The organism is Vibrio celticus, from assembly GCF_024347335.1.
GTDB lineage: Bacteria > Pseudomonadota > Gammaproteobacteria > Enterobacterales > Vibrionaceae > Vibrio > Vibrio celticus.
Window position 1 is genome coordinate 2,350,040 of the sequence record NZ_AP025463.1, and the last position, 24,348, is coordinate 2,374,387.

A 24,348-nucleotide genomic window follows, 5' to 3' on the forward strand; every position below is an offset into this window, starting at 1 on the left:
ACAATCATTGGCTATGTTGCTTAGGTTTTAGTGCTTTGGACTTAGCCAAAACATCGATATTTAAAGGAAGCTCACTCCACCCTTCATATCTTTAAAATGTAGTGATTTCGGATTAGTTTTTATAATCCAAGTTATAGGTTTTTATCTTGCTCAACTTCACACTTTTTGATTGCTAAGCCTGCAATCAAGCTCTAATATCTCGCGCCTAGATTCCCTGAACACTTTATTTATTTGGCTCTCCTTTAATGGAGCGCTAAGGCTTTTTACGTCTTAATTTTTGGAGAGATACGCACATGTCCGCCTCGTTTCCATTAGCGAAACTTACCTTTTTAATCGCTATTCTGACTGCCGTAGGTCAAATGACTCAAACGATGTACGTGCCTTCTATCGGTCATATGGCAGGTGAGTTCTTAGTTTCGGCATCTTCACTGCAAGCAGTGATGGCGTGTTACTTGATCCCTTATGGTCTGTCGCAATTTGTCTACGGCCCACTTTCTGATCGCCTAGGTCGTAAACCGATCATCGTGATTGGTTTGATCATCTACATCATCGGTACTTTGGTAGCATTGTTCGCTCACGAATATGAATGGTTCTTAGCTGGTAGCTTTATCCAAGGTTTGGGGATCGGTTGTGGCGGTGCGATGTCTCGTACATTGACTCGCGACTGTTTTGAAGGCGCGGAGCTGCACCGTGCAAACAGCTTGATTAGCATGTGTGTGATTTTCTCACCATTGATGGCACCTGTATTAGGTGGTTACCTAACCGAAGCTTTCGGCTGGCGTTCTAGCTACTTATTCCTTGCGCTGTTTGGTATTGCTGTTGTGATCACTATGATGACGAGCATGATGGAAACACTGCCGAAAGAACGACGCAAGCATGAATCGGTTACCAACAGCTACAAATTTGTTCTGTCTGATAAACGTTTCCAAGGTTTCTTATTGGTATTGGTCGCAACATTTGCTGGTGTAGCCGTATTTGAAGCCGCTGCAGGTGTGTTGCTTGGTGGCGTACTTGGCTTACCGGCAACCACAGTAAGCTTGCTGTTTGTTTTGCCGATTCCAGGTTACTTAGTCGGTGCAGGCTTATCTAGTTACATCGCACAACGTCGCTCTGAGCGCCGCGCACTGAATGTTGGTCTGGTTGCTATATTGGTAGGCTCAACAGTGGTGTTGATACCTGGTCTGTTTGGTCAAACGACAGCACTGACTCTGATTGGCGGTGCCACCATTTACTTCTTGGGCGCTGGCATCTTATTTCCAGCTGCGACAACAGGGGCGCTTTCGCCATTCCCGTACCACGCTGGCACTGGAGGCGCGATTTTAGGTGGCATGCAAAACCTGGGTGCTGGCATCGCAACACTATTGGCGTCGTTCTTCCCAGCTCAAGACCAGTTGCCACTCGGTTGCTTGATGATTGCAATGTCATTCATCGCTATGCTTGGTTTACGTTGGGTTAATCGTAAACCTGACCACTCAAACGAAATGCCATTGGCTATTTAACGTAAAGCTCAAATCCGGCCAAACAAAAGAAAGGGACATACTGAAAAGTGTGTCCTTTTTTTGTTGCACATTTATTCCTTCCACTCTCACGTATCAGTAATTTCATTTAACATTGCTTTGATTTTTTGAAAACAATAACAGACACTTACGATGAAGGTGCATATCCAGAATCCAATTATAAATAACATCACTGGAAGAACACCAACGTACCTGAGCTCTCACAACAAAGGATGCTGGCATAAAAACGAGTAAGGTACAGACTAAGGATATATAGATGCGTATCGCTTTAACCACATTAGCCGTATCAATAGCGCTTGTCGCCGGATGCAGCAATCAAGGAATCTCAACCATGAACCACTACTCTCGATCACAACTCGTCGCTCAACAAACCCAAGCACCCGTTGCTAAGAAAGTCCCTCACGCAATGACGATTCATGGTGACACCCGAATCGATGATTACTACTGGTTGCGCGATGATGCACGCCAAGATCCAGAGATTTTGCAACAACTTGAGCAAGAGAATCAGTACGCAGATACAGTGCTGAAACATACAGAAGCTGCACAAAAACAATTATTTGAAGAGATTAAAGGCCGAATCGCGAAAGACGACAATTCGGTACCGGTTCGCAAAGGCAGTTACTACTACTCGAATAAGGTCACAGGCGACAACGAGTACCCAGTTCACCTGCGTGAAAAAAACTTTTTAGGCACAGACAAGCAAGTCATCTTAGATGTTAACGAGCTAGCCAAAGAGCATGAATTCTTCAGTATTGGTGGCTTAACGATCAGCCCAGACGAAAACTTGTTGGCCTATGGCGAAGATACGCTGAGCCGACGAATTTACACCATCAAGATTAAAGATCTCACAACAGGTGAATACCTAAAAGATGAAATTGAAGGCGCTTCGAGTGCTATCGCGTGGCAAAACGACAACCAAGCCTTCTACTACATCAAAAAAGATCCACAAACATTGCTGGGTTATCAAGTTTACCGCCACGTTTTAGGCACAGCTCAGGCAAGCGATGAGTTAATCTACGAAGAAACCGATAGCGCTTACTACACCTCTTTGAGTAAAAGCAAAGATGGTGAACAGGTCTACATTTGGCACTCGAGCACAGAAACCAGCGGTGTTTCAGTCATCGATGCCAACAACCCAAAGGCTACAGCTGAGGCTTTCTACCCAAAAGAGACAGGCATAGAGTACAGCATCGCTAAGCTAGGTGATTGGTATTACATCTACACCAACTACCAAGCGGTCAACTTTCGTTTAATGAAAGTCGCAGCTGAAGAGATGCATGACCGCTCAAAATGGGTCAATGTCATCCCAGCGGACGACAATACTCAACTTGTTGATTTCGAGTTGTTTGATGACCATCTTGTTTACGAGCAACGCGCGGATGGCTTGTCTACAGTGAAAGTTCGCCAACTCTCAACAGGCAATGAGTTCCCACTTGGATTTAACGACACCGCATTTGCCGCTTACCTTACGAGTAACTATGAATTAGATAACTCAAAAGTTCGTATCTATTACAGCAGCTTAACCACGCCAGGTACTTATTATGATTTCGACCTTAGCACAGGTGAATCCGAGCTCATGAAGCAAACACCCGTATTAGGTGATTTTGAAGCGGATAACTACCAATCAGAGCGAATCATGGTTACGGCCCGCGATGGTAAGCAAGTCCCGGTCTCTTTGGTTTATCGCAAAGATTTATTCAAGAAAGACGGCACTAACCCAATATACCAATACGGCTATGGGTCTTACGGCTCTACGATTGAACCTACCTTCAGCTCAACTCGCCTAAGCCTACTGGATAGAGGTTTTGTTTATGCCATCGCACATGTCCGCGGTTCAGAAATGCTTGGTCGCCCTTGGTATGAAGACGGCAAAAAGCTGACCAAAAAAAACACGTTCAACGATTTTATTGATGTAACCAAAGGGCTTGTTGAAGAAGGCTACGGCGCAAAAGATAAAGTGTTCGCCGTTGGTGGCTCTGCTGGCGGTCTATTGATGGGAGCAATCATCAACCAAGCACCAGAACTGTACCGTGGTATTGGTGCACATGTTCCGTTTGTAGACATTGTGACAACCATGCTTGATGAATCGATTCCTCTAACCACCAACGAGTATGACGAATGGGGTAACCCGAACGATAAAACCTACTACGATTACATGCTGGGTTACTCACCATACGACAATATAAAAGTGCAAAGCTACCCGCACATGTTGGTGACAACAGGTCTCCATGACTCACAAGTACAGTACTTTGAGCCAATGAAATGGGTCGCGAAGCTGCGGGAGATGAAAACAGACAACAACGTGTTACTGTTCAAAACCGATATGGAAGCCGGTCACGGTGGCGCTTCTGGTCGATTTAAACGACTAAAAGAAGACGCACTTGAATACGCGTTCTTTTTGGATTTACTAAAGACTCAATAGATTCTACGTAACTGTAAGTATTCACATCATTTAATGTCGCCATTTTGTCTCTACAAAGTGGCGACAGAAATTATTAAGCATGGTTAAATACGATGAACCATGAAATCCACCAAATCAAAAGCCTTTAAAGACAAGCAGTAACAAAGGTTTACGAGAGGTATAAAAACAAATGAAAGTAATTAGCTTCAACATCAACGGCCTTAGAGCCCGCCTTCACCAACTGCAAGCTATTATCGACAAACACCAACCCGACGTGATTGGTCTGCAAGAGATAAAAGTGCACGATGAAGCCTTCCCAATTGCTGATGTTGAAGCAATGGGCTACAAGGTTTACTTCCACGGTCAAAAAGCCCACTACGGTGTGGCAATGTTGTGTAAGCAAGAGCCAATCTCTGTGCAGAAGGGTTTCCCAACAGATAATGAAGACCATCAAAAACGCATGATCATGGCGACGTTTGAAGATGAAAATGGTGAAAAGGTTACCGTGCTAAACGGCTACTTCCCTCAAGGGGACAACATCAAGCATGAAACAAAATATCCGTACAAACGCCAATTCTACAAAGACTTAATGACTTACCTAAACGACTATCACAACAAAGATGAGCAAGTGATTGTGATGGGCGACATTAATATCAGCCCTATCGACGCAGACATCGGCATTGGTGAACCTAATGCGAAACGTTGGTTAAAAACAGGTAAATGTTCTTTCCAACCAGAAGAGCGCGAGTGGTTGAAAACATTGATGGACTGGGGCTTTGTGGACAGCTTCCGCTTGTTGCACCCTGAAGTAAACGACCAATACTCGTGGTTTGACTACCGCTCAAAAGGTTTCGTGGACAACCGCGGCCTACGAATTGATGTAGTACTTGCGACTCAGAAGCTTGCTGATAAGTGTACTGAAGCAGGCATCGATTACGAACTGCGTGGCATCGAAAAGCCGTCTGACCACGCGCCAATTTGGTCGACGTTTAAGTAATCAACAGCAACAGAATCTGCTCATAAAAAACGGCGCTATAGAAGCGCCGTTTTGTTAATTATGATGTGTAATTAGCTAAGTGGTCTTAAGTAAGCTAAGAAACGTTTCTCTGCGAATTTGAAAATCGCAATGATGATAAACGTCAACCCCATGTAAAACAGACCTGCTGTTAGGAAAGATTCAAACGGAGCATAGTAGCGAGAGTTAACCAAACGAGCTGCACCCGTTAGATCCATAATCGTCACAATACCTGCAACGGCTGAGCCGTGAAGCATAAAGATAACTTCGTTACTGTAAGCCGGTAATGCACGACGTAGTGCACTTGGCAGAATGATACGTCGGTATGTCTTAGGTGTGCTCATGCCATACGCTTTTGCTGCTTCAACTTCACCTTTTGGTAAGCCGTTAATCGCACCGCGAATGATTTCAGCTGTGTATGCCGATGTGTTAAGGATGAATGCCACCAAAGCACAAAACCATGCATTTTCCCATAGTGTATCTTTTACAGGGAAGAACTGATCCATTCCGTAGTAAATCAGGTACAACTGCACCAATAATGGCGTACCACGGAAGAAATAGATGAACGACCAAGCAGGAGCGTTAATCAGCATATTTGGGCTGTTACGAGCGATAGCTAATGGTATGGCTACACATAAGCCAATGATCAAAGCTACGCAAACCATCCAAGCCGTTGTCCATAAACCACTAAGGTAAATCGGCAGGCTTTCAATTATCAATGAAAAGTCCATAACTACCTCGCGTGGATGCTGAATTTACGTTCAACCAACTTAAGTAAGCCCGTCGAAACACTGGTGAAGAATAGGAAGATAAGTGCCACTGTCATATAGAAGGTAAATGGCATTTTGGTTGAACCCGCCGCCAATGCGCTAACACGCACCATATCTTCTAAACCGATAATGGAAACCAACGCGGTAGTCTTGAGTAAAACCAACCAGTTGTTACCGAAACCTGGCAATGCGTGACGAATCATTTGCGGTAATAGGATACGGCGGAATGCTAAGACAGGGCCCATGCCATAAGCTTTTGCTGCTTCCATTTCACCGCTATCAACCGCCATGATTGCTCCACGGAAAGTTTCAGCCATGTAAGCGCCAAAGATAAAGCCAATGGTTAAGACACCAGCAATGAATGGGCTGACATCGATATAATCAGGTAAGTAAGCGGTCCATTCGTGGTTAGGATCACTTGATGTGAACCACTCATTGAGCCATTCATTGATGGAATACAAACTGTTGTTTAGAAGGATTTGTCCACCAAAGAAAATCAGCATCATCAAGACTAGATCGGGAATGCCTCGAATGACGGTTGTATAGAGGGTTGCGATAGCGCGAGCCCAACGATAAGGCGCGAGTTTTGCTAAGGCACCTAGCATACCAAGAACCATAGCTAAAATTAGCGACAGCAAGGCAACTTCGATTGTAAGCACCGCCCCTTTCAGGATCGAAGCTTCATATCCTTGTAAATCAAACATAATGAATTCCAACAGAACTGCGAAAAGTTGGTAAGACAGGGAGAGGAGAGCCTCTCCCTTAAGAATTGGCGCTAGAGATTACTGACCGTATACGTCGTAGTTGAAGTATTTAGCAGCGATATCTTGGTAGATGCCTTTTTCACGAAGTGAAAGGATTGCCGCATCTAATTGCTTAGTCAGATCTTTGTCTTGCTTACGTAGAGCAATACCAAAACCTTCACCGAACCACTTAGGATCCGTTAGTGATGGGCCTACAAACTCGTAGTCTTCACCACCAGCTTTGTTTAGGACACCTTCTTCTAGAGCAGATGCATCACCTAGTACAGCAGCAACACGGCCGTTTGCTAGATCAAGGTAAGCTTCATCGAATGAACCGTAACGAACGATTTCTACTGTGTCACCGTAGTTATCTGTCAGGTATTTATCGTGGGTTGTTGCACGTTGAACCGCAATTTTTTGACCACTTAGATCGTCAAAGTTAAGGCCTGCGCCTTTCTTAGCGATGAACTTATTTGGGATAAGTGCGTATTTACCAGTGAAATCGATTTTTTTCTTACGCTCTTCCGTGATAGACATTGCCGCGATGATCGCATCATATTTACGAGCAAGTAGAGAAGGAATAATACCATCCCAATCTTGTGCAACGATCTTACACTGCACCTGCATTTCAGTACAAAGCGCGTTAGCCATATCAACATCGAAGCCTTTCAGTGAACCATCAGCTTCTGTCCAGCTAAATGGAGGATAAGCACCTTCAATACCGAAGCGTACTGTTTTCCATTCTTTTGCGTGAGCTACGCCCGTTGCAGCAGTTGCAGCAAGTGCCGCGACTAATAACCACTTTTTCATATCCCTACTCCTGTGATTTAGGTTTTTATGTTTTGCTAGTTTTAATATTGTGTTTGTTGTTGCTTATTAACTTACTTGTTGTGTTTTATTGTTCACACCGTCGCTGTTTGCCTTGGCAACGGCATTTCAATTCTGATTAGTAAATCGATGAGATAAATTGTTGTAAACGCTCGGATTCAGGTTCCGTAAACAGTTTAGCTGGATCGCCCTGTTCTTCCACTAGACCTTGATGCAAGAACATCACATGGTTAGATACGTCACGAGCAAAAGCCATTTCGTGCGTTACCACAAGCATGGTTCTTCCCTCTTCTGCTAGATCGCGCATTACACCAAGCACTTCGCCGACTAACTCAGGGTCTAATGCCGATGTAGGTTCATCAAACAGCATAACTTCAGGATCAACCGCTAGCGCTCGCGCAATAGCAGCACGCTGTTGTTGGCCGCCAGACAAATGACCCGGGTAGTAATCTTTACGCTCATACAGCCCTACTTTCTTAAGTAGTAACTCTGCATTTTCAATCGCTTGTGCTTTAGGTACGCCTAAGACGTGAACAGGCGCTTCGATAACATTTTCGAGAACGGTCAGGTGAGACCACAGATTGAAACCCTGAAAAACCATCGCCAGACGAGAACGGATTCGCTGTACTTGTTTTTCATTGGCAGGAACAGAAACACCTTGGCGGTTGTTTTTCATTTGAATTAATTCGCCATTAACCCAAATCTCGCCTGCGGTAGGTGTCTCTAAAAGATTGATACATCTAAGGAAAGTACTCTTACCCGACCCTGAAGATCCGATAATCGATACTACATCGCCTTTATGCGCAGAAAGTGAAATTCCCTTTAAAACTTCATTTTGACCAAACGTTTTGTGTAGATCCTTTATGTCCAGCGCTGGTACATCTTTCATGCGCTTTCTCTCCCAAGTTTGTGAAAATGCAAGGTACTCCGACCTTTTCATGCGATACAAACTAGCACCCCACGGAGCAACATGCAACAAATTATTAACCTGTCATTTAGGAATAAATAGCGATTCACTCTGACTTATTATGCACTAGGTAGCGTTTTCCTCTCAATTGCATGAATAAGAATTATAAAAAAACCCCGATTGACGGGGCTTTCATGTTTCGTTTTTGTTAACTCAAACTATTTGCTAATCATTAAATAGTTTTGATTCTGGACCTTCACACCTGTTTTATTTAGGGCAACTTCATTAATAGCAAGCCCGTCCAAGTCTTCATCCAAATCAGTGACATTACCGTGCGCGAATGCAGTCAAGAAGTCGTAGCCTGTAATGTCTGACTCTTCTGTTTCGATTAGAACTGTCTGGTGGATAGGATCTACAGATGGATCTAGCTGTAACTCATTCTTTATAGTTTTAGAGTAGTCATAGTAATAAAGTTCGGGAACTACTACTGTATTTTCTAAGTGAGTAAACAGCTTATGTGTCAGTTTATGTAGGCCGCTATTTAAGCTTTCTGTCGTATAAGCGACTCTCATTTTTCCGACTTCATCCGTAAAGCTAAAATCAAGATCTAAATTATTGCCCGATAGTGTCGGGAAGTTAGCTGGCAAAGAATTCAAGTCAAATAAAGAATCAGTCGCAACGCTTACATCCCAAGCGCCTTCAACATACAACTTCTTGTTAACATCAATATTCCAACCATTTAATGGAGTATCCGACTCAACGCTCAAGCTCCAACTTTCAGTACTTGGAGTGTCTGGATGTGTAAAATCTGCCTGAGTGCTAGGAATCGTTACTATGTCGTAGCTAAATTCGCCCTGACTAACCTTAATCTCAACACTCGAGTAATCAAAGTCATTTGTGTGCGTCAATTGAGCTTTGTTTCCTGCCATACTTACCAAATCTAGAGTATTAGCGTTATTCCAATCACGCACACCGTATTGATGCAAATAGTCACCCTTGAACTGCGTTACGATAGTTGATTCAGTAGTCCCATTCGGCAAGGTACGCGCATCTAGACTATCAATCGAATATGTCGGTACCGACTCTTCAGCTAACTGCGATTGAAAAATATAGTTTCCGCCTTCAGACACTACAGCACTATAAGACAAGTCATTACGTGTGGTGCTATTGTAGTTTTCACCTTTGTTACAGCTACTAACGGCTTCGCGATTCATACCAAATGTCGCATTCCTAAGCGTTAAATCTTCTAAGTACTCTTTAGAAAATGTATTTGCAGTAAAATGCGTATTGTTAGCTTCACGAATTTGGAACGTAATAAAGCCATCATCAGGTATACCTTCCAAAGTAAATGATAACTTCAAGTTACTAGGAGCAATTAAATCACCAACCCTTGCCCCCGATGCATCCGAGTAGTAGGCAATCACATTTTCATTATTTAGTTGTGACTCAATCGCAGGTTGGTAAGTCAATACCGTTGTCTGTTGACTACTATTCTCTCCGCGCTCATAGACTGTGCAGTTTGAAGTATTGTTACTCTCAATAATTGTGTTCGGGGCAGAAAACATAAAGTCAAACTTCGTTGATGGCGCACCACCACCACCGCCGCCGCTTCCGCCGCCACAACCAACCAGTAGTCCTGAGATCATTACCGCTAGTGGCAACATTTGTGTTTTTTTCATCGATTTCCGTCCTGTTTGTGGCAACAGCTCGCCAAAAATTAAATATCTGACGAAAATAAAGCAAGAAATAAGCCAATCGTTAACACCCGCAGTTATAAAGGATGAAAATTGCTACAAGACGACATTTACGTCAATTTGTGAAAACTAATTACACAATTCATCAATGGGAAGTTAATGAATCGCTGCGTTTTGTAGCTTTCTTTCACATACACTCATAAAGTGATCAAGATCAATCACCCTAAAGGGTAAGATTGTTAGACTCCTCAGCAAAGAATAAGGCATTAAAAATGCCAAACATTTCTTTTAACTTAGCTGCATAAAGCACATCAAAACCGTGCAACATAATGTTAATGAGTTATAACTAAGAAATAACGCAATTACGCGAACTTATAGAATTCAATTTTAGAATTACTAACATAAAAATATGAGGAATCTATGTCAGACGTTGTGAACAATGCGAACTCTGAAGTAGAAGAGAAAAGCTATAAAGAGCTACACCGCCCTGCTTCTGAATTTGAGAGCCGCTCAGATTATCTAGATCATGAGCTTCAAATCATGAAGCCTCGCCGATTCGGTTTAAACCTTCCTGGTCGTGACTTCCGCTTTGAACTTGAAGACCTTGTTCCTGCACTTGCTGGTACCATTGGTATCATCGCGATGTACTCAGCAGTAATGATGTCTTGGGCTGATGGCCTAACTCAAGCTTGGGATCACGTAAACTTAGGTAAAGAGTTTGCGATTGAAGTCGCTCGTGTAGAAATGCTTATCCCTGCACTGCTGTTCTGTATCCTTGCTTCTGGTTTCTTTAACCCTAAAGCAAACCTTGCCGGTAACCACGGCCCAATGATTCCTCTTATTGGTACCATTGCTTTAGCTGGTGCTCACCCTCTTGCATTGGCAATTCTTATTGGTGTTTTCGGTCTAATCCTAAGTTTCCTAAAAGGCGGCTCCAAGCTGGTTAACCTAACTTCGGAAGGTACTGCTGGTGGCTTGCTCATTTTCTTAGGCCTAACGGGCACCATGAGCCAAATTAACTCAATTCAAACATGGGCGGTTAGTCTTCAATCTTCTACTGTTGAAGCGGGCAGTATGGGTTACGTTGGTTTAATCGTTCTTGCTATTACTATTGCTATCTACGCTTTCTTAGCAAAAGTAAACAAGCGTTGGTTGGCTATCCCAGTGTGTGCATTCACAGGCCTTGCTATTGCATTAGTATTAGGCGCTGGCTTCGACATCGTATTCGAAACTGAAATGGGCATTCCAAACCTAAACCCAGTTTACTGGTGGGGTTCTACTTCTGAAGGTTGGATGCTTGGCTTGCCAAACGTTGAACACTTCATCGCTTCTCTACCATTCGCAATTCTTGCAGTAGCGATGTGGTCACCTGACTTCTTAGGTCACCGTATCTTCCAAGAACTGAACTACCCTAAAAAGTCTGAAAAAGTACTTATGGATGTAGATGACACAATGACTATGTGTTCAGTTCGTCAAATGGTGGGTACTGCGGTTGGTGGTGGTAACATCACATCTTCTTGGGGTACTTACATGATCCCAGCAGCTATCGCGAAACGTCCAATTCCTGGCGGCGCAATCTTGCTTGGTTCTCTATGTATTATTGTTGCGATTCTTGGTTTCCCAATGGACGTAGCAGTATGGCCACCAGTGATGCGTGTTGCGCTACTTGTAGGTGTATCTCTACCTCTACTTGAAGCAGGTATGCAAATGGTTAAGGATTCTAAAGATTCTCAAGCAGCCGGTATCTGTATCTTCGGTTCAGCGGTTGTTAACCCAGTTCTAGCATGGGCATTAACTATGCTTCTAGATAACAACGGTCTAATTGGTGACAAAGAGCGTGCTAAGCGTCTATCATTTGTAGATAAGATTGTTATCCCAGTTGGTGTTTTAGTTATCTGTCTAGTAGCAATGCTTGCAGTTGGTATGCTAGAAAGCCAATATGGTCTAAAAGCTTGGCTATAATAGTCCTTACTACACAAAAGTAGTATTCGAATTAAAAAAAAGTTTGGGTGGCAACCCCTGTCACTCAAATTTTTTCAACTTTTTTTGGCATTTATTGATTTAGTTTAAGGTTTGCAGGAATTTTTTAGCGTAGTCTTGAATTCATAGAGTAAAGACAACATATAAAAGGTAGTGACAATATATATAACCATATGACGCTTATATGCTCATATATATTGTTATTAATAAGAGTGTACTACCCTTACGAGGGGCGCTGGCTCAACAGTGTTAATGTACGTATTTTTTCTACTAAAAAGGTAGGTATGTCATGGCAGAGCAATTTGCTAAAGCTTGGGAAGATTTTGCTGCAGGTGAGTGGCAAAGCGAAGTAAACGTTCGTGATTTCATTCAAAAGAACTACACGCCGTATGAAGGCGACGAGTCTTTCCTAGTTTCTGAGGGTACTGAAGCAACTAACAAGCTTTGGTCTTCGGTAATGGAAGGTATCAAACAGGAAAACGCAACTAAAGCACCTGTAGATTTCGATACTTCTGTTATCTCTACCATTACTGCTCACGATGCAGGTTACATTGAGAAAGATCTTGAGACTATCGTTGGTCTACAAACTGAGAAGCCACTAAAACGTGCAATCATCCCTAACGGTGGTGTACGTATGGTTGAAGGTTCTTGTAAAGCATACGGTGAAACTCTTGACCCAATGGTTTCAAAAATCTACTCAGAATACCGCAAAACACACAATGCTGGCGTTTTCGATATCTACACTCCTGATATCCTAAAATGTCGTAAGTCTGGTGTTCTGACAGGTCTTCCTGATGCTTACGGCCGTGGTCGTATCATTGGTGACTACCGTCGTGTTGCACTTTACGGTATTGATTTCCTAATGAAAGACAAAGCTGCTCAATTCGCGTCTCTACAAGAGCGTTTCGAGAACGGCGAAGATCTTGCTGCAACAATGCAATTGCGTGAAGAGATCTCTGAGCAACATCGTGCTCTAGGTCAAATCAAGCAAATGGCTGAGAAATACGGTTTCGATATCTCTGAGCCAGCTCAAACTGCTCAAGAAGCTATCCAGTGGACTTACTTCGGCTACCTAGCTGCTGTTAAATCTCAAAACGGTGCTGCAATGTCTCTAGGTCGTACTTCGACTTTCCTAGACATCTACATCGAGCGTGATATCGCTGCTGGCAAAATCACAGAAGACCAAGCACAAGAAATGATCGACCACTTCGTAATGAAGCTGCGTATGGTTCGTTTCCTACGTACTCCTGAGTACGATGAGCTATTCTCTGGCGACCCAATCTGGGCAACAGAGTCTATGGGTGGTATGGGTATCGACGGTCGTACGCTAGTAACGCGTTCGAACTTCCGTTTCCTAAACTCTCTATACACTATGGGTCCTTCTCCAGAGCCAAACATCACTGTTCTTTGGTCTGAGCAACTACCTGACGGCTTCAAACGTTTCTGTGCGAAGGTATCTATCGATACTTCTTCTATCCAGTACGAAAATGATGACCTAATGCGTCCTGACCTTGAGTCTGATGATTACGCTATCGCTTGTTGTGTATCTCCAATGATCGTTGGTAAGCAAATGCAGTTCTTCGGTGCTCGTGCTAACCTTGCGAAAACAATGCTTTACGCAATCAACGGCGGTGTGGACGAAAAACTTAAGATGCAAGTTGGTCCTAAAGAAGCGCCAATGACTGACGCTGTTCTTGATTACGATAAAGTAATGGACCGTCTAGATCACTTCATGGACTGGCTAGCTAAGCAATACGTGACTGCACTAAACAGCATTCACTACATGCACGACAAGTACAGCTACGAAGCGTCTCTAATGGCTCTTCATGACCGTGACGTTCGTCGTACAATGGCTTGTGGTATTGCTGGTCTATCTGTTGCAGCTGACTCACTATCTGCAATCAAGTTCGCGACTGTTAAACCAATCCGCGACGAAGATGGCATTGCAACTGACTTCGAAATCGAAGGCGATTACCCTAAATACGGTAACAACGACTCTCGTGTAGATGATATTGCTTGTGAACTAGTTTCTACGTTCATGAACAAGATCCGTAAGCTTAAGACTTACCGTAACTCTATCCCTACACAGTCAGTTCTTACTATCACGTCTAACGTGGTTTACGGTAAGAAAACAGGTAACACTCCAGACGGTCGTCGTGCTGGCGCTCCTTTCGCTCCTGGTGCAAACCCAATGCACGGTCGTGATGAGAAAGGCGCTGTAGCTTCACTAACGTCTGTAGGTAAACTACCGTTTGCTGACGCACAAGATGGTATCTCTTACACGTTCTCTATCGTGCCAAACGCACTAGGTAAAGAACAAGACAGCCAACGTGCTAACCTTGCAGGCCTAATGGATGGTTACTTCCACCACGAAGCTGGCATTGAAGGTGGTCAACACCTTAACGTTAACGTTCTTAACCGCGAAACTCTTGAAGACGCAGTTAAGCACCCTGAGAAATACCCTCAGCTAACAATCCGTGTATCTGGTTACGCTGTTCGCTTTAACTCTCTAACTGCAGAGCAACAAGCTGACGTAATCGCACGTACATTTACTGAGTCTCTATAAGCTCACGCTCAATAGACAGTAAATAATATTAGCCTCGCCAATGTGCGGGGCTTTTTTATATCTGAAGTAAATCGCACTGCACTCACCTATCCCGCGAAATGTTAGGTTGAGCAAAAAAGCACCCTGCCATTCACTTTTTTTCCACAAATTCTGTCAAATTACGGTAATATCGCGGTTCATAATTTAAGAGTAACTGCTCCATGAAATACCTGCGTTGTTTACCCCTGATTCTTCTCTCTTTCTCATCTTTAGCCTCTGAGCGTTCTACGCTGACTTTTGCTTTAGATAATGATGGTATTTTTGGTGTCGACCAAGACTATACCAACGGCTTATTTCTGGGTTACACATCATCAAGTATTACGCCATACAACTGGGCAAAACCACTGAGTCTTTCTTACTGGGGCGCAAGCTCTCTAGATAAGTGGGAAATCACCATTGGCCACAAGATGTATACGCCTTCTGACATTGAGTTAGAAACGCCATCGGCTAATGATCGCCCATACGCAGGTTACCTACACACTGAATTCAACTACATCAGCTTAAACCCACAGCAAGCCCAGCGTTTTAATATCACGTTTGGTACTACGGGCGAACGTGCACTTTCAGAAGACGCTCAGAAGCTGGTTCACTCGATCACTAAGTCGGATGAGCCGATGGGTTGGGAATACCAAGTCGATGATGAGTGGGCGGGAAGCGTTGGTTACCTAAGCCATTTCAACCTAATGCGTAATCAAGCTCTTGCGAATACTGACTACGAAATCTCTAACGTTTCAGAAATCAACGTGGGTAACTTTAGAAGTGATATCTCGACTGGCTTCATGTTCCGTTGGGGTACGGACTTAGGCGGTAACTTTGGTGCAGCTAACATCACCACAGAAAACCCATTCAAACCGGGCATGATCGGCGCATCAAACGCTGGTTGGTTTACCTATGCAGGCCTTGAAGGTCGCTACCGATTCAACGACCTGACTATCGAAGGCGATCGCTCAGGTGTTGATGAGTACGCTAATAAAAACAACGAAGACCCTGCTATATACGATGTGACTTTAGAGAACATTCAAGCGACTGCTGTGCTTGGTGTCGCTTGGTATAACCAATACGTTGGTGCCTCTTTCGCATTAACAGCAAAAACATCGGATTACGAAGAAGCAAAAGAGTCAGTGTACACCACTGGCGGTATCACAATGTTTGCTTTCTTCTAGCCACCAGTAAGGGCTTTCGTCCTTTACTTTTCAAGTTTAATAAAGGCAATCATCTTCACAGGTGGTTGCCTTTATTTTTAAAGGTCTCGTTACCATTTGACCCTATTTTATGTACCGTTTTTGTAATAAAATAAACGGTATAAATTCCTCTACGAGAATAGCTCATGTCTACAACTGGTCGCATTCACTCATTCGAATCTTGTGGTACTGTCGATGGCCCTGGTATCCGCTTTATTGTGTTTCTTCAAGGCTGCTTAATGCGTTGTATGTACTGTCATAACCGTGATACATGGGATCTTCATGACGGAAAGGAAGTAACGGTCGAAGAGATCATCAACGAAGCAAAATCATACCGTCATTTCATGAAAGCGTCGGGCGGTGGTATCACCTGTTCTGGTGGTGAAGCGATGCTACAACCTGAGTTTGTTCGTGACTTTTTCCGCGCAGCTCAAGCTGAAGGTATCCACACTTGCCTTGATACTAATGGCTACATTCGTAAGCACACTGAAGTGGTTGATGAAGTACTAGAAGCCTCTGATCTAGTGATGCTCGATCTTAAGCACATGCGAGATGAGATTCACCACGATTTCATTGGTGTATCAAACAGACGTACTCTTGATTTCGCACGCTACTTGCACAAAATTGGTAAGAAAACCTGGATTCGTTATGTGATTGTCCCTGGCTACACGGACACGCCTGAAGATGCTCATCTGCTAGGTGAATTCATCAAAGACATGGATAACATCGAGAAAGTAGAACTGCTTCCATACCATAAGCTTGGTGCACATAAGTGGGAAGCGCTTGGTTTTGATTACCCTCTTGAAGGTACAAACCCGCCAAGCAAAGAGAAAATGGACGAGATTGTTGCTGTTCTAAGCCAGTACCATTCAAACGTAAAATACTAATCTAGACTTACGTTCATAGTGTTTTCAAACGCCTCAATTTCGATTGGGGCGTTTTCTTTTATGGTTATACCAATCCTTTCACTTTTCTTTACAACTTTTGTTTATCAATTCAAAAAATCATATTAAATCCGTGTTGAGATCATGTTTCCACTCGTAGGAATGCTGTTACTCTTACTGCAACAAAAAATACAACATTTAGTTTTTTAGTGAGGCTCCTCCCATGGAAATGACCAATGCTCAGCGTCTAATTCTATCAAATCAATACTACCTAATGTCTCAAATGGATCCTGAGAACTCCGCTAAATACCAACGTCTACAAACGATTGTAGAACGTGGTTACGAACTCCAAATGCGTGAGCTTAACAAAGAGTTTGGTTGTTTGACTGAAGCAGAATGTCGCGAAATTATCGACATCATGGAGATGTACCATGCAATGCAAGAATCGAACAAAATGCTTGCAGAACAAGAACGTGCTGAAGTAGACCAACGTCGCCTGCAGTTCTTAGGTTTTGATATCGCTTCTGAAGCGCAGATCGTACATTACGTGCGTTTCCTTGTTGATTCTGAAGGTCTTTACCCTCAATTCGACAAAGCAGATCACCACTTCAATAGCCAAATGCCAATGCTAGAGAAGTACCGTCGCATGTTAACAACATGGCGCAACTGCCCTCGCCAGTACCACCTATGTGCGACAGAGCTATCTCAAATCTTTAGTGCTTAATGCATGAAAAGATAAGCCTTAGCTTGGCTTAAAAAATTTCAAAAAGGGTTACTCATCACGAGTAACCCTTTTTAATGTCTGAATATAAAGAAAGAAAACAAGCAACTAGAAACACAAATGATTCCATCAGTTAATCGAGTATTTGACGCCGCATGTAGAGAGTCCACTTTGAGAAGTGGGCTTGTTTGTACCTAAGGGCACGTCATTATGTTATCTACGCCTAGAGCTAGTGAGTGATCACCAACAAAAAACGGGAATAATGAAACGATATGGATATGAAGTGGGCTTTACGTACAGAAAATTGAAATAAAACATGACGATAAGATATTAAACATTGAACCGTTTCCCATTAATTTCTCTGATATCGTCCATTGACCAACAAACGTAAATCAAGGATCTATAACCCATTCATAGACAGGATCTTAAGCTCTAAGCTATTTATTTAGATAGAAAAAAGGCTTCATTTATGATCAGATAATCGTCGCCAAACAAACCACCCATATCAACCGTGAAGCCGATGACGATTATCTCCCTACAAAAGCAGTTTAAGCAATTCTTTAATGCTGATAGCCTTCAAAAAATGGCGAAAAGTACAGGACTTATGAAGCGATGTCGGGCTATCTTACCCGACCAGCTAGTAGTAAGCCTAGTGGCCGCTTTGAGCAAAGGAAACTGCTCATCTATTGCCGATTTACTAAGGCAATTCAATGGGATGTGCTTAAGCGCTAAAGATACTGTGGCTTATAAGCCCTACCATAACCAGTTAAGAAAGAAGAATTTCCGATATTCATGCGCCAATTGGCCATGCGAGCGATAGCTCAGTTTGCTCGCCAGCAGAGTGCCAACCTACCAGATAAACTCGCCACCTTTGATGATGTGCTGCTTCAAGATGGTAGCTCTTTCCACATTCATCGTGACCTTTCGAACGTTTACCCGAGCCGATTTAAACGCAATCCAGCCGCAGTTGAATGCCATATGACAATGTCTTTAAAAAAGCTTTTCTCCAGTCGCAATGAGCATCAGCGCTGATACAGCATCAGAAAGAGACTTTTTGCCCGCCCCCCAAAACAATGAGTAACAAATTGTTGTTGGCTGACGCAGGGTACCCTGACTTCCAATTCTTTACTGAGCTTGAACTGTATGGTGGTTTCTATATTTTTCGAGGAGCAAAGTCCCTGAATCCTCATGTTATAGAAGCGAGAAACGGTCAGGGCCGGCATTTATCTAAACTAGAAGGAAAGAAGCTCAAAGACATCACTCGAGGTACTAATCGCTCACAGGTACTCGACCTTAAAGTTCGTAGTGGTAAGCAAGAATTTAGAGTGGTAAGACGTTGGTTTGCAGAAGAAAAGCGATTCTGTATTTGGTTAACTAACTTGCCTTCAGGTACCTATACTGCTGATGACATAATGGCGATCTACCGCTGTCGATGGCAGGTGGAGTTGCTTTTTAAAGAATTAAAATCTCACACAAACTGGCAACGATTTGTCACCGCACAAAAGGCCATCGTTGATGGGCTTATCTGGGCCAGTTTACTCTCGCTGATCATCAGGCGCAGTACTGCGCTTCAGATAATGCCATCGGTCTCGCTGTTTAAGGCGGCAAAAAATGTGGATGTGTGGCTGTTGCCCATATTTGAATGTATCAGCCACAAGGCATGGTCAGAAATAGGTAATAAACTGGAATGGGCCTCTAGCTATATATTTAAGAACGCACAAAAGTCCGCCCAGAGGAAGTCAAAGAAAAACATCACGTTAGACGGGATTTATGCTGGTCTTAATGCTTAAGGTTCAGTCTATGATAACCCATTAGATCATTCATCTTTATTAATTTTACTTTGGAGCTTTTAATACAAATTAAAAATCGCCACATCCATTTTGAACGGTGTTTTTTATTTGAAAGAAATCGCTAGAATGCTCACCGAAATTTATTAACCAGAGCGATAAAAATGAGAAAATTCATCCTTGCATCACTAGCTATTCTGTCGACTTCATCTTTCGCAGCTAACGACATGTACGTACTTGGGGGCGTTGGCATTAACCGAGATGACGGAGGTCTACAATTCACTGCTGGCTCACAAATTCTTGATACCCATTTTCATATTGAATCAACAATGAATTACATAGATTCCGACAGCAAAATGGTTACATCGGATGTACACGGTGACCTAACTAAGTACAAAGACAATTTCAAACACTTCAAAATGTCTTTAGCTCCAATGTATAAATATAGCTTCGATGAGTCTTTTGCTATCTACGGAAAAGTTGGTCTTGCTTACTCAAACGTAAATGTTAAATCAACAATTACTAACAAAGATTGGTCAGTGAATAATAAACATTCAAATAGCGAATGGGGCGCAACTTACGGCATCGGTGCTGAGTTTAAGTCTATACAACCAATGTTTGGTAACTCGAAGTTTATGGCTCGTGTTGGTTTCGATTTCTACGACTTCAACTCCGGTAGCATAAGCCTAATCAATGAGGAGACTTTTGGCCTACAAGCCGGTTTCACTTTCTAAGGTATTAAGTAGAAAAGTTTTACAGTCGTTGAACAGATCATCGTAATTACGATTTTTGGTGTCTTGACGTTAACCGCTCTGTACTTCGCATAAATAAAAGGGCTACTCATCACGAGTAACCCTTTTATGTTTTCTTCTTTTTAACTAGAAAACGTAAGCAACACCGACGTTTGCCGCCATATTAATGCCGCTTTCTAAGATTGGACTGTTCTCGATATCGCCCTCTAGGTTGGTGTAACGAACGCCACCAGTTACTCGAACATTCGGCGTTACATGTAAGTAACCACCTAAACCAATAAAGTATTGGCCATCCCAGTCAGCATCGAATTCGTTTAGATTCGTTCTTGCAGCTTCCGCTGAACTCACACCGTACAAGTGGTTATTCAAGCGTTCACTGTTGTAAGCGTAACCAATCGAAGGCGTAAGCGCCCAGCCATTGCGGCGAATAGGTAGGCGCCAAGCCGCTTCAGCGTAAATACCGTTATGCCTAAAACCTAAGTCGGAGCCCGCTGTTGCTTCAAACATACCCACCAGCGTAATCACTTGATAGCTAACGCCACCTAATACCGAAGCTTTACGTTCATCTAGTTTTTGAATGTCCACATTGTCTGAGTCACCTGGCTTTAATGTTCTTGGATCATAAACCGCTCGAAACACAATATTCTGAGGTGAGCCGGCTGGTAACAAACGATAGCCTGCGCTAAATCCACGCATGAAAAAGTGTTCGCCTTCGTAACCAATCATAGGAATGACTGCGCGATTTGACGGCGTGTCTTTGTACACCGCAGGAGAATAAGAAGCAGCCACACCCAATGACCATTGTGATATTTTTGCGTGCGTAGCGGTCGCCATGAACATTGTTGTTCCAACAATGGCGATTTTTAACCAAAGACTCTTCACTGTTTCTACCTATTTTTTAAGCGATTTCTGATAACGCCGCGCATTATATGGCACTTCGTTCCAAATAATCAATAGAGCTCAGTTATACATTTAATACACATAAATCCAGTGTGCGAATTATTAAGCGACCTAAAATCACAAAACAAACGGCTAGATCTGCTCGAATGTAAAATAATTTGATTCTACACGCCTCAAGTTGCCTATTGCGCTCGCTACGTTTTTCACACGCAAAATTGTAAATAAATACATAATTGTTAAGCAAAATTGTGGAAGCGGGTCTAACCTTAAAATGTAGGGAGAGCCTATTTTTCAATCGCTCGTCAGTTTTAACTGGTTAACAAGGGGAATGTGACTATGAGTATTTTTGACCACTATCAATCACGTTATGAAGCAGCCAAGGAAGAAGAGCTGACATTGCAAGAGTTCTTAGCGCTGTGTAAAGACGATAAAAGTGCTTACGCGAATGCTGCCGAGCGCTTACTACTAGCCATTGGCGAACCGGAGGTCATTGACACTGCTCAAGACCCTCAACTAAGTCGTATTTTCTCTAACCGTGTCATCTCACGCTACAGCGAATTTAAAGATTTCTACGGTATGGAAGATGCGATTGAACAGATTGTTTCTTACTTAAAACATGCTGCGCAAGGTTTAGAAGAACGTAAACAAATCCTTTACTTACTTGGCCCTGTGGGCGGTGGTAAATCATCTCTTGCTGAAAAACTCAAAGCCCTGATGCAGAAATTACCAATCTATGTATTGTCTGCTGACGGCGAACGAAGCCCAGTAAACGATCACCCATTTTGTCTATTCGATGTAAACGAAGACGGCGACTTATTGAAGAACGAATACGGTATTGAGAAACGCTATCTTCGCTCAATTATGTCTCCGTGGGCAGCGAAACGACTGCACGATTTTGGCGGTGATATTTCCAAATTCAAAGTCATCAAACTGCGCCCTTCTATCCTCGATCAAGTTGCGATCGCGAAAACAGAGCCTGGTGATGAAAACAACCAAGATATCTCATCTCTTGTTGGTAAAGTAGATATTCGTAAACTTGAGCACTTCTCTCAAGATGATCCTGATGCCTACAGCTACTCTGGTGCGCTATGTAAAGCTAACCAAGGTGTTATGGAATTCGTGGAGATGTTTAAAGCGCCAATCAAGGTATTACACCCACTACTAACGGCCACACAAGAAGGTAACTTCAACGGTACCGAAGGGCTTTCTGCACTGCCATTTGACGGCATGATTCTGGCTCACTCGAACGAATCCGAGTGGCAGACCTTCCGTAACAACAAAAACAACGAAGCCTTCCTCGACCGTGTGTACATTGTAAAAGTCCCTTACTGTCTACGCGTCTCTGAAGAAGTTAAGATCTACCAAAAACTGCTTGAGCACAGTGAGCTATCCAAAGCCCCTTGTTCGCCAAGCACACTCGATCTGCTATCGCAATTCAGTATCTTATCTAGACTGAAAGAGCCTGAGAACTCGTCTCTGTTCTCAAAAATGCGGGTTTACGATGGTGAGACTCTAAAAGACACCGATCCAAAAGCGAAGAGCTACCAAGAGTACCGAGATTATGCTGGTGTTGACGAAGGAATGTCTGGGCTATCAACGCGTTTCGCCTTTAAGATTCTGTCTCGAGTATTCAACTTCGACCAAGCCGAAGTGGCCGCAAACCCAGTGCATCTTTTCTACGTGATTGAGCAGCAAATCGAACGAGAGCAATTCCCTCAAGAGACCGCTGAGAAGTACCTAGAGTTCTTGAAAGGATACCTAGTGCCACGCTACGTAGAGTTCATTGGTAAAGAAATTCAGACCGCTTACCTAGAGTCTTACTCTGAGTACGGACAGAATATCTTCGACCGTTACGTAACCTATGCTGATTTCTGGATTCAAGACCAAGAGTACCGCGATCCAGAAACAGGCCAGCTATTTGACCGTGCTTCTCTAAATGGTGAACTCGAGAAAATCGAAAAAACAGCAGGTATCAGTAACCCTAAAGACTTCCGAAATGAGATTGTGAACTTTGTGCTTCGTGCCAAAGCAAACAATAACGGTCAAAACCCAGTTTGGACAAGCTACGAGAAACTGCGCACTGTGATTGAGAAGAAAATGTTCTCTAACACAGAAGAGCTGCTTCCTGTTATTTCGTTCAATGCTAAGACCTCAACGGATGATCAGAAAAAACACGACGACTTCGTTGCTCGTATGATGGAAAAAGGCTACACCGAGAAACAAGTTAGACTGCTATCTGAGTGGTATCTAAGAGTTCGTAAATCCTCATAAACCAAACTGTATTGAGCTGCTCACGTGAGCAGCTCGTACAAACCAATAACTCTTATATCCTAATAACTCTTATACACTAATAAAAAGTAGGATCGTGACATCAGCTGAGAGGGAGTTCTTATGGCACAATTTATCGATCGGAGGCTCAATGGCAAGAATAAGAGTGCTGTAAATAGACAGCGATTCTTACGACGCCATAAAGAGCAAATCAAAGAATCTGTGGCCGATGCAGTCAACCGACGTTCAATCACCAATACTGAAACTGGTGAAGACGTTACTATTCCTCATAAAGACATCAAAGAGCCAAGCTTTCACCAAGGTCAAGGCGGCGTAAGAGAACGTGTTCACCCTGGTAATGATCAGTTCATCACTGGCGACAAAATTGAGCGCCCTAAAGGTGGCGGTCAAGGTGGTGGTTCTGGCCAAGGCGATGCAAGCCCTGATGGCGAAGGCCAAGATGAATTTACCTTCCAAATTTCAAAAGATGAGTATCTTGATATTCTCTTTGAAGATTTAGCTCTGCCTAATCTAGAGAAAAATCAGGTCAACAAAATCACCGAATGGAAAACCCACCGCTCTGGTTACCAAAGTGCGGGGATTCCATCCAACATAGCTATTGTTCGTTCACTGCAGCAATCTCTAGCTCGTAGAACCGCGATGACAGCAGGTAAAAAGCGCGAGCTTAACCTACTGATGGAGCAACTTGACCAAGTTAAAATGACGGAACCGGCACAACCCTTCGAAGAAAGTCGCTTAAAAGAAGAGATTGCCGAGCTACGCAAAAAAATTGAAAACGTGCCATTCATTGATACCTTCGACTTACGTTTTAAAAACTATGAGAAGCGCCCTATTCCATCTAGCCAAGCGGTAATGTTCTGCTTGATGGATGTGTCCGGCTCAATGGACCAAGCTACCAAAGACATCGCAAAACGCTTCTACGTGCTGCTTTACCTGTTCCTAAACCGCACCTACGAAAACGTCGATGTTGTGTTTATTCGTCACCATACTCAGGCTAAAGAAGTCGATGAACATGAGTTTTTCTACTCACAAGAAACGGGTGGCACCATTGTTTCGAGTGCATTGAAACTGATGAAGGAAATTGTCGCAGACCGCTACCCTGCGAATGAGTGGAACATCTATGCAGCACAAGCCTCTGATGGCGATAACTGGGCTGATGACTCTCCTCGTTGTAAAGAGTTACTGGTTAATACGCTTCTGCCAACTTGCCAATATTACTCTTACATCGAAATAACACGCCGCTCTCATCAAACGCTTTGGCACGAATACGAAAAACTCGAGAGTAGCTTTGACAACTTCGCCATGAAAAACATTAAAACGGTGGATGATATTTTTCCTGTGTTTAGAGAATTGTTCCAGAAAGAGACAGCGTAA

Annotated in this window: 17 protein-coding genes and 1 pseudogene; 12 read left to right on the top strand and 6 right to left on the bottom strand. The window is 43.2% G+C overall.

The genetic code is table 11. The features are described 5' to 3' along the window. Positions 1-293: 293 nt before the first annotated feature. From emrD to xthA, 3 genes are all read left to right on the top strand, one after another. On the top strand, positions 294-1,499 hold the full coding sequence (emrD, locus tag OCV19_RS10570; protein WP_065677226.1) for a multidrug efflux MFS transporter EmrD: 1,206 nt from the start codon (positions 294-296) through the stop codon (positions 1,497-1,499). Positions 1,500-1,848: 349 nt separating this feature from the next. Next, complete coding sequence (locus OCV19_RS10575; protein ID WP_065677225.1) at positions 1,849-3,939, top strand: S9 family peptidase; 2,091 nt, start codon at positions 1,849-1,851, stop codon at positions 3,937-3,939. A gap of 169 nt (positions 3,940-4,108) precedes the next feature. Then, positions 4,109-4,915: an exodeoxyribonuclease III gene (xthA, locus tag OCV19_RS10580; RefSeq protein WP_010437369.1), complete on the top strand. Its 807-nt coding sequence runs from the start codon at positions 4,109-4,111 to the stop codon at positions 4,913-4,915. Between the two features lie 71 nt (positions 4,916-4,986). Here xthA and OCV19_RS10585 read toward each other — a convergent pair whose 3' ends face one another. From OCV19_RS10585 to OCV19_RS10605, 5 genes are all read right to left on the bottom strand, one after another. Further along, the gene (locus OCV19_RS10585) at positions 4,987-5,664 is read right to left on the bottom strand and encodes an ABC transporter permease (RefSeq protein WP_004736535.1); all 678 of its coding nucleotides are present in this window, start codon (positions 5,662-5,664) and stop codon (positions 4,987-4,989) included. 2 nt (positions 5,665-5,666) lie between these two features. After that, complete coding sequence (locus OCV19_RS10590; protein WP_004736534.1) at positions 5,667-6,407, bottom strand: ABC transporter permease; 741 nt, start codon at positions 6,405-6,407, stop codon at positions 5,667-5,669. 78 nt (positions 6,408-6,485) lie between these two features. Continuing rightward, entirely contained in the window at positions 6,486-7,256 is a 771-nt protein-coding gene (locus OCV19_RS10595; RefSeq protein WP_016791554.1) for an ABC transporter substrate-binding protein, read from the bottom strand. Between the two features lie 136 nt (positions 7,257-7,392). Further along, entirely contained in the window at positions 7,393-8,163 is a 771-nt protein-coding gene (locus OCV19_RS10600; protein ID WP_004736532.1) for an ABC transporter ATP-binding protein, read from the bottom strand. A gap of 236 nt (positions 8,164-8,399) precedes the next feature. Beyond that, a complete protein-coding gene (locus OCV19_RS10605; protein WP_065677224.1) occupies positions 8,400-9,860 on the bottom strand; it encodes a hypothetical protein in 1,461 nt (486 codons plus the stop codon). 435 nt (positions 9,861-10,295) lie between these two features. Here OCV19_RS10605 and OCV19_RS10610 point away from each other — a divergent pair, with 435 nt between their 5' ends. The 7 genes and pseudogenes from OCV19_RS10610 (at position 10,296) to OCV19_RS10640 (ending at position 19,767) form a co-directional block, all read left to right on the top strand. Further along, the gene (locus OCV19_RS10610) at positions 10,296-11,837 is read left to right on the top strand and encodes a DUF3360 family protein (protein ID WP_065677223.1); all 1,542 of its coding nucleotides are present in this window, start codon (positions 10,296-10,298) and stop codon (positions 11,835-11,837) included. A gap of 307 nt (positions 11,838-12,144) precedes the next feature. After that, a complete protein-coding gene (pflB, locus tag OCV19_RS10615; protein ID WP_048607440.1) occupies positions 12,145-14,421 on the top strand; it encodes a formate C-acetyltransferase in 2,277 nt (758 codons plus the stop codon). Between the two features lie 200 nt (positions 14,422-14,621). After that, on the top strand, positions 14,622-15,623 hold the full coding sequence (locus OCV19_RS10620) for a lipid A deacylase LpxR family protein (protein WP_065677222.1): 1,002 nt from the start codon (positions 14,622-14,624) through the stop codon (positions 15,621-15,623). 164 nt (positions 15,624-15,787) lie between these two features. Then, on the top strand, positions 15,788-16,528 hold the full coding sequence (pflA, locus tag OCV19_RS10625) for a pyruvate formate lyase 1-activating protein (protein WP_010437353.1): 741 nt from the start codon (positions 15,788-15,790) through the stop codon (positions 16,526-16,528). Between the two features lie 220 nt (positions 16,529-16,748). Beyond that, positions 16,749-17,249, top strand: a complete 501-nt coding sequence (locus OCV19_RS10630) for a YfbU family protein (protein ID WP_017066932.1) — start codon at positions 16,749-16,751, stop codon at positions 17,247-17,249. A gap of 517 nt (positions 17,250-17,766) precedes the next feature. Next, positions 17,767-19,036, top strand: a pseudogene (locus OCV19_RS10635) (IS4 family transposase). A 161-nt stretch (positions 19,037-19,197) separates the two neighbouring features. Beyond that, positions 19,198-19,767, top strand: a complete 570-nt coding sequence (locus OCV19_RS10640; RefSeq protein WP_065676847.1) for an outer membrane beta-barrel protein — start codon at positions 19,198-19,200, stop codon at positions 19,765-19,767. A gap of 144 nt (positions 19,768-19,911) precedes the next feature. Here the strand turns inward: OCV19_RS10640 and OCV19_RS10645 are convergent, their stop codons facing one another. Next, on the bottom strand, positions 19,912-20,625 hold the full coding sequence (locus OCV19_RS10645) for a MipA/OmpV family protein (RefSeq protein ID WP_086738365.1): 714 nt from the start codon (positions 20,623-20,625) through the stop codon (positions 19,912-19,914). A 396-nt stretch (positions 20,626-21,021) separates the two neighbouring features. On the opposite strand from OCV19_RS10645, the gene OCV19_RS10650 reads away from it, so the two are divergent. Continuing rightward, a complete protein-coding gene (locus OCV19_RS10650) occupies positions 21,022-22,956 on the top strand; it encodes a PrkA family serine protein kinase (RefSeq protein WP_065676845.1) in 1,935 nt (644 codons plus the stop codon). A 120-nt stretch (positions 22,957-23,076) separates the two neighbouring features. Then, positions 23,077-24,348: a YeaH/YhbH family protein gene (locus OCV19_RS10655; protein WP_065676844.1), complete on the top strand. Its 1,272-nt coding sequence runs from the start codon at positions 23,077-23,079 to the stop codon at positions 24,346-24,348.

Excerpts from the sequence above, each read along its gene's own strand:
- emrD (WP_065677226.1), top strand. The coding sequence starts at position 294 with ATGTCCGCCTCGTTTCCATTAGCGAAACTTACCTTTTTAATCGCTATT.
- OCV19_RS10575 (WP_065677225.1), top strand. The coding sequence starts at position 1,849 with ATGAACCACTACTCTCGATCACAACTCGTCGCTCAACAAACCCAAGCA.
- xthA (WP_010437369.1), top strand. The coding sequence starts at position 4,109 with ATGAAAGTAATTAGCTTCAACATCAACGGCCTTAGAGCCCGCCTTCAC.
- OCV19_RS10585 (WP_004736535.1), bottom strand. The coding sequence starts at position 5,664 with ATGGACTTTTCATTGATAATTGAAAGCCTGCCGATTTACCTTAGTGGT.
- OCV19_RS10590 (WP_004736534.1), bottom strand. The coding sequence starts at position 6,407 with ATGTTTGATTTACAAGGATATGAAGCTTCGATCCTGAAAGGGGCGGTG.
- OCV19_RS10595 (WP_016791554.1), bottom strand. The coding sequence starts at position 7,256 with ATGAAAAAGTGGTTATTAGTCGCGGCACTTGCTGCAACTGCTGCAACG.
- OCV19_RS10600 (WP_004736532.1), bottom strand. The coding sequence starts at position 8,163 with ATGAAAGATGTACCAGCGCTGGACATAAAGGATCTACACAAAACGTTT.
- OCV19_RS10605 (WP_065677224.1), bottom strand. The coding sequence starts at position 9,860 with ATGAAAAAAACACAAATGTTGCCACTAGCGGTAATGATCTCAGGACTA.
- OCV19_RS10610 (WP_065677223.1), top strand. The coding sequence starts at position 10,296 with ATGTCAGACGTTGTGAACAATGCGAACTCTGAAGTAGAAGAGAAAAGC.
- pflB (WP_048607440.1), top strand. The coding sequence starts at position 12,145 with ATGGCAGAGCAATTTGCTAAAGCTTGGGAAGATTTTGCTGCAGGTGAG.
- OCV19_RS10620 (WP_065677222.1), top strand. The coding sequence starts at position 14,622 with ATGAAATACCTGCGTTGTTTACCCCTGATTCTTCTCTCTTTCTCATCT.
- pflA (WP_010437353.1), top strand. The coding sequence starts at position 15,788 with ATGTCTACAACTGGTCGCATTCACTCATTCGAATCTTGTGGTACTGTC.
- OCV19_RS10630 (WP_017066932.1), top strand. The coding sequence starts at position 16,749 with ATGGAAATGACCAATGCTCAGCGTCTAATTCTATCAAATCAATACTAC.
- OCV19_RS10640 (WP_065676847.1), top strand. The coding sequence starts at position 19,198 with ATGAGAAAATTCATCCTTGCATCACTAGCTATTCTGTCGACTTCATCT.
- OCV19_RS10645 (WP_086738365.1), bottom strand. The coding sequence starts at position 20,625 with ATGTTCATGGCGACCGCTACGCACGCAAAAATATCACAATGGTCATTG.
- OCV19_RS10650 (WP_065676845.1), top strand. The coding sequence starts at position 21,022 with ATGAGTATTTTTGACCACTATCAATCACGTTATGAAGCAGCCAAGGAA.
- OCV19_RS10655 (WP_065676844.1), top strand. The coding sequence starts at position 23,077 with ATGGCACAATTTATCGATCGGAGGCTCAATGGCAAGAATAAGAGTGCT.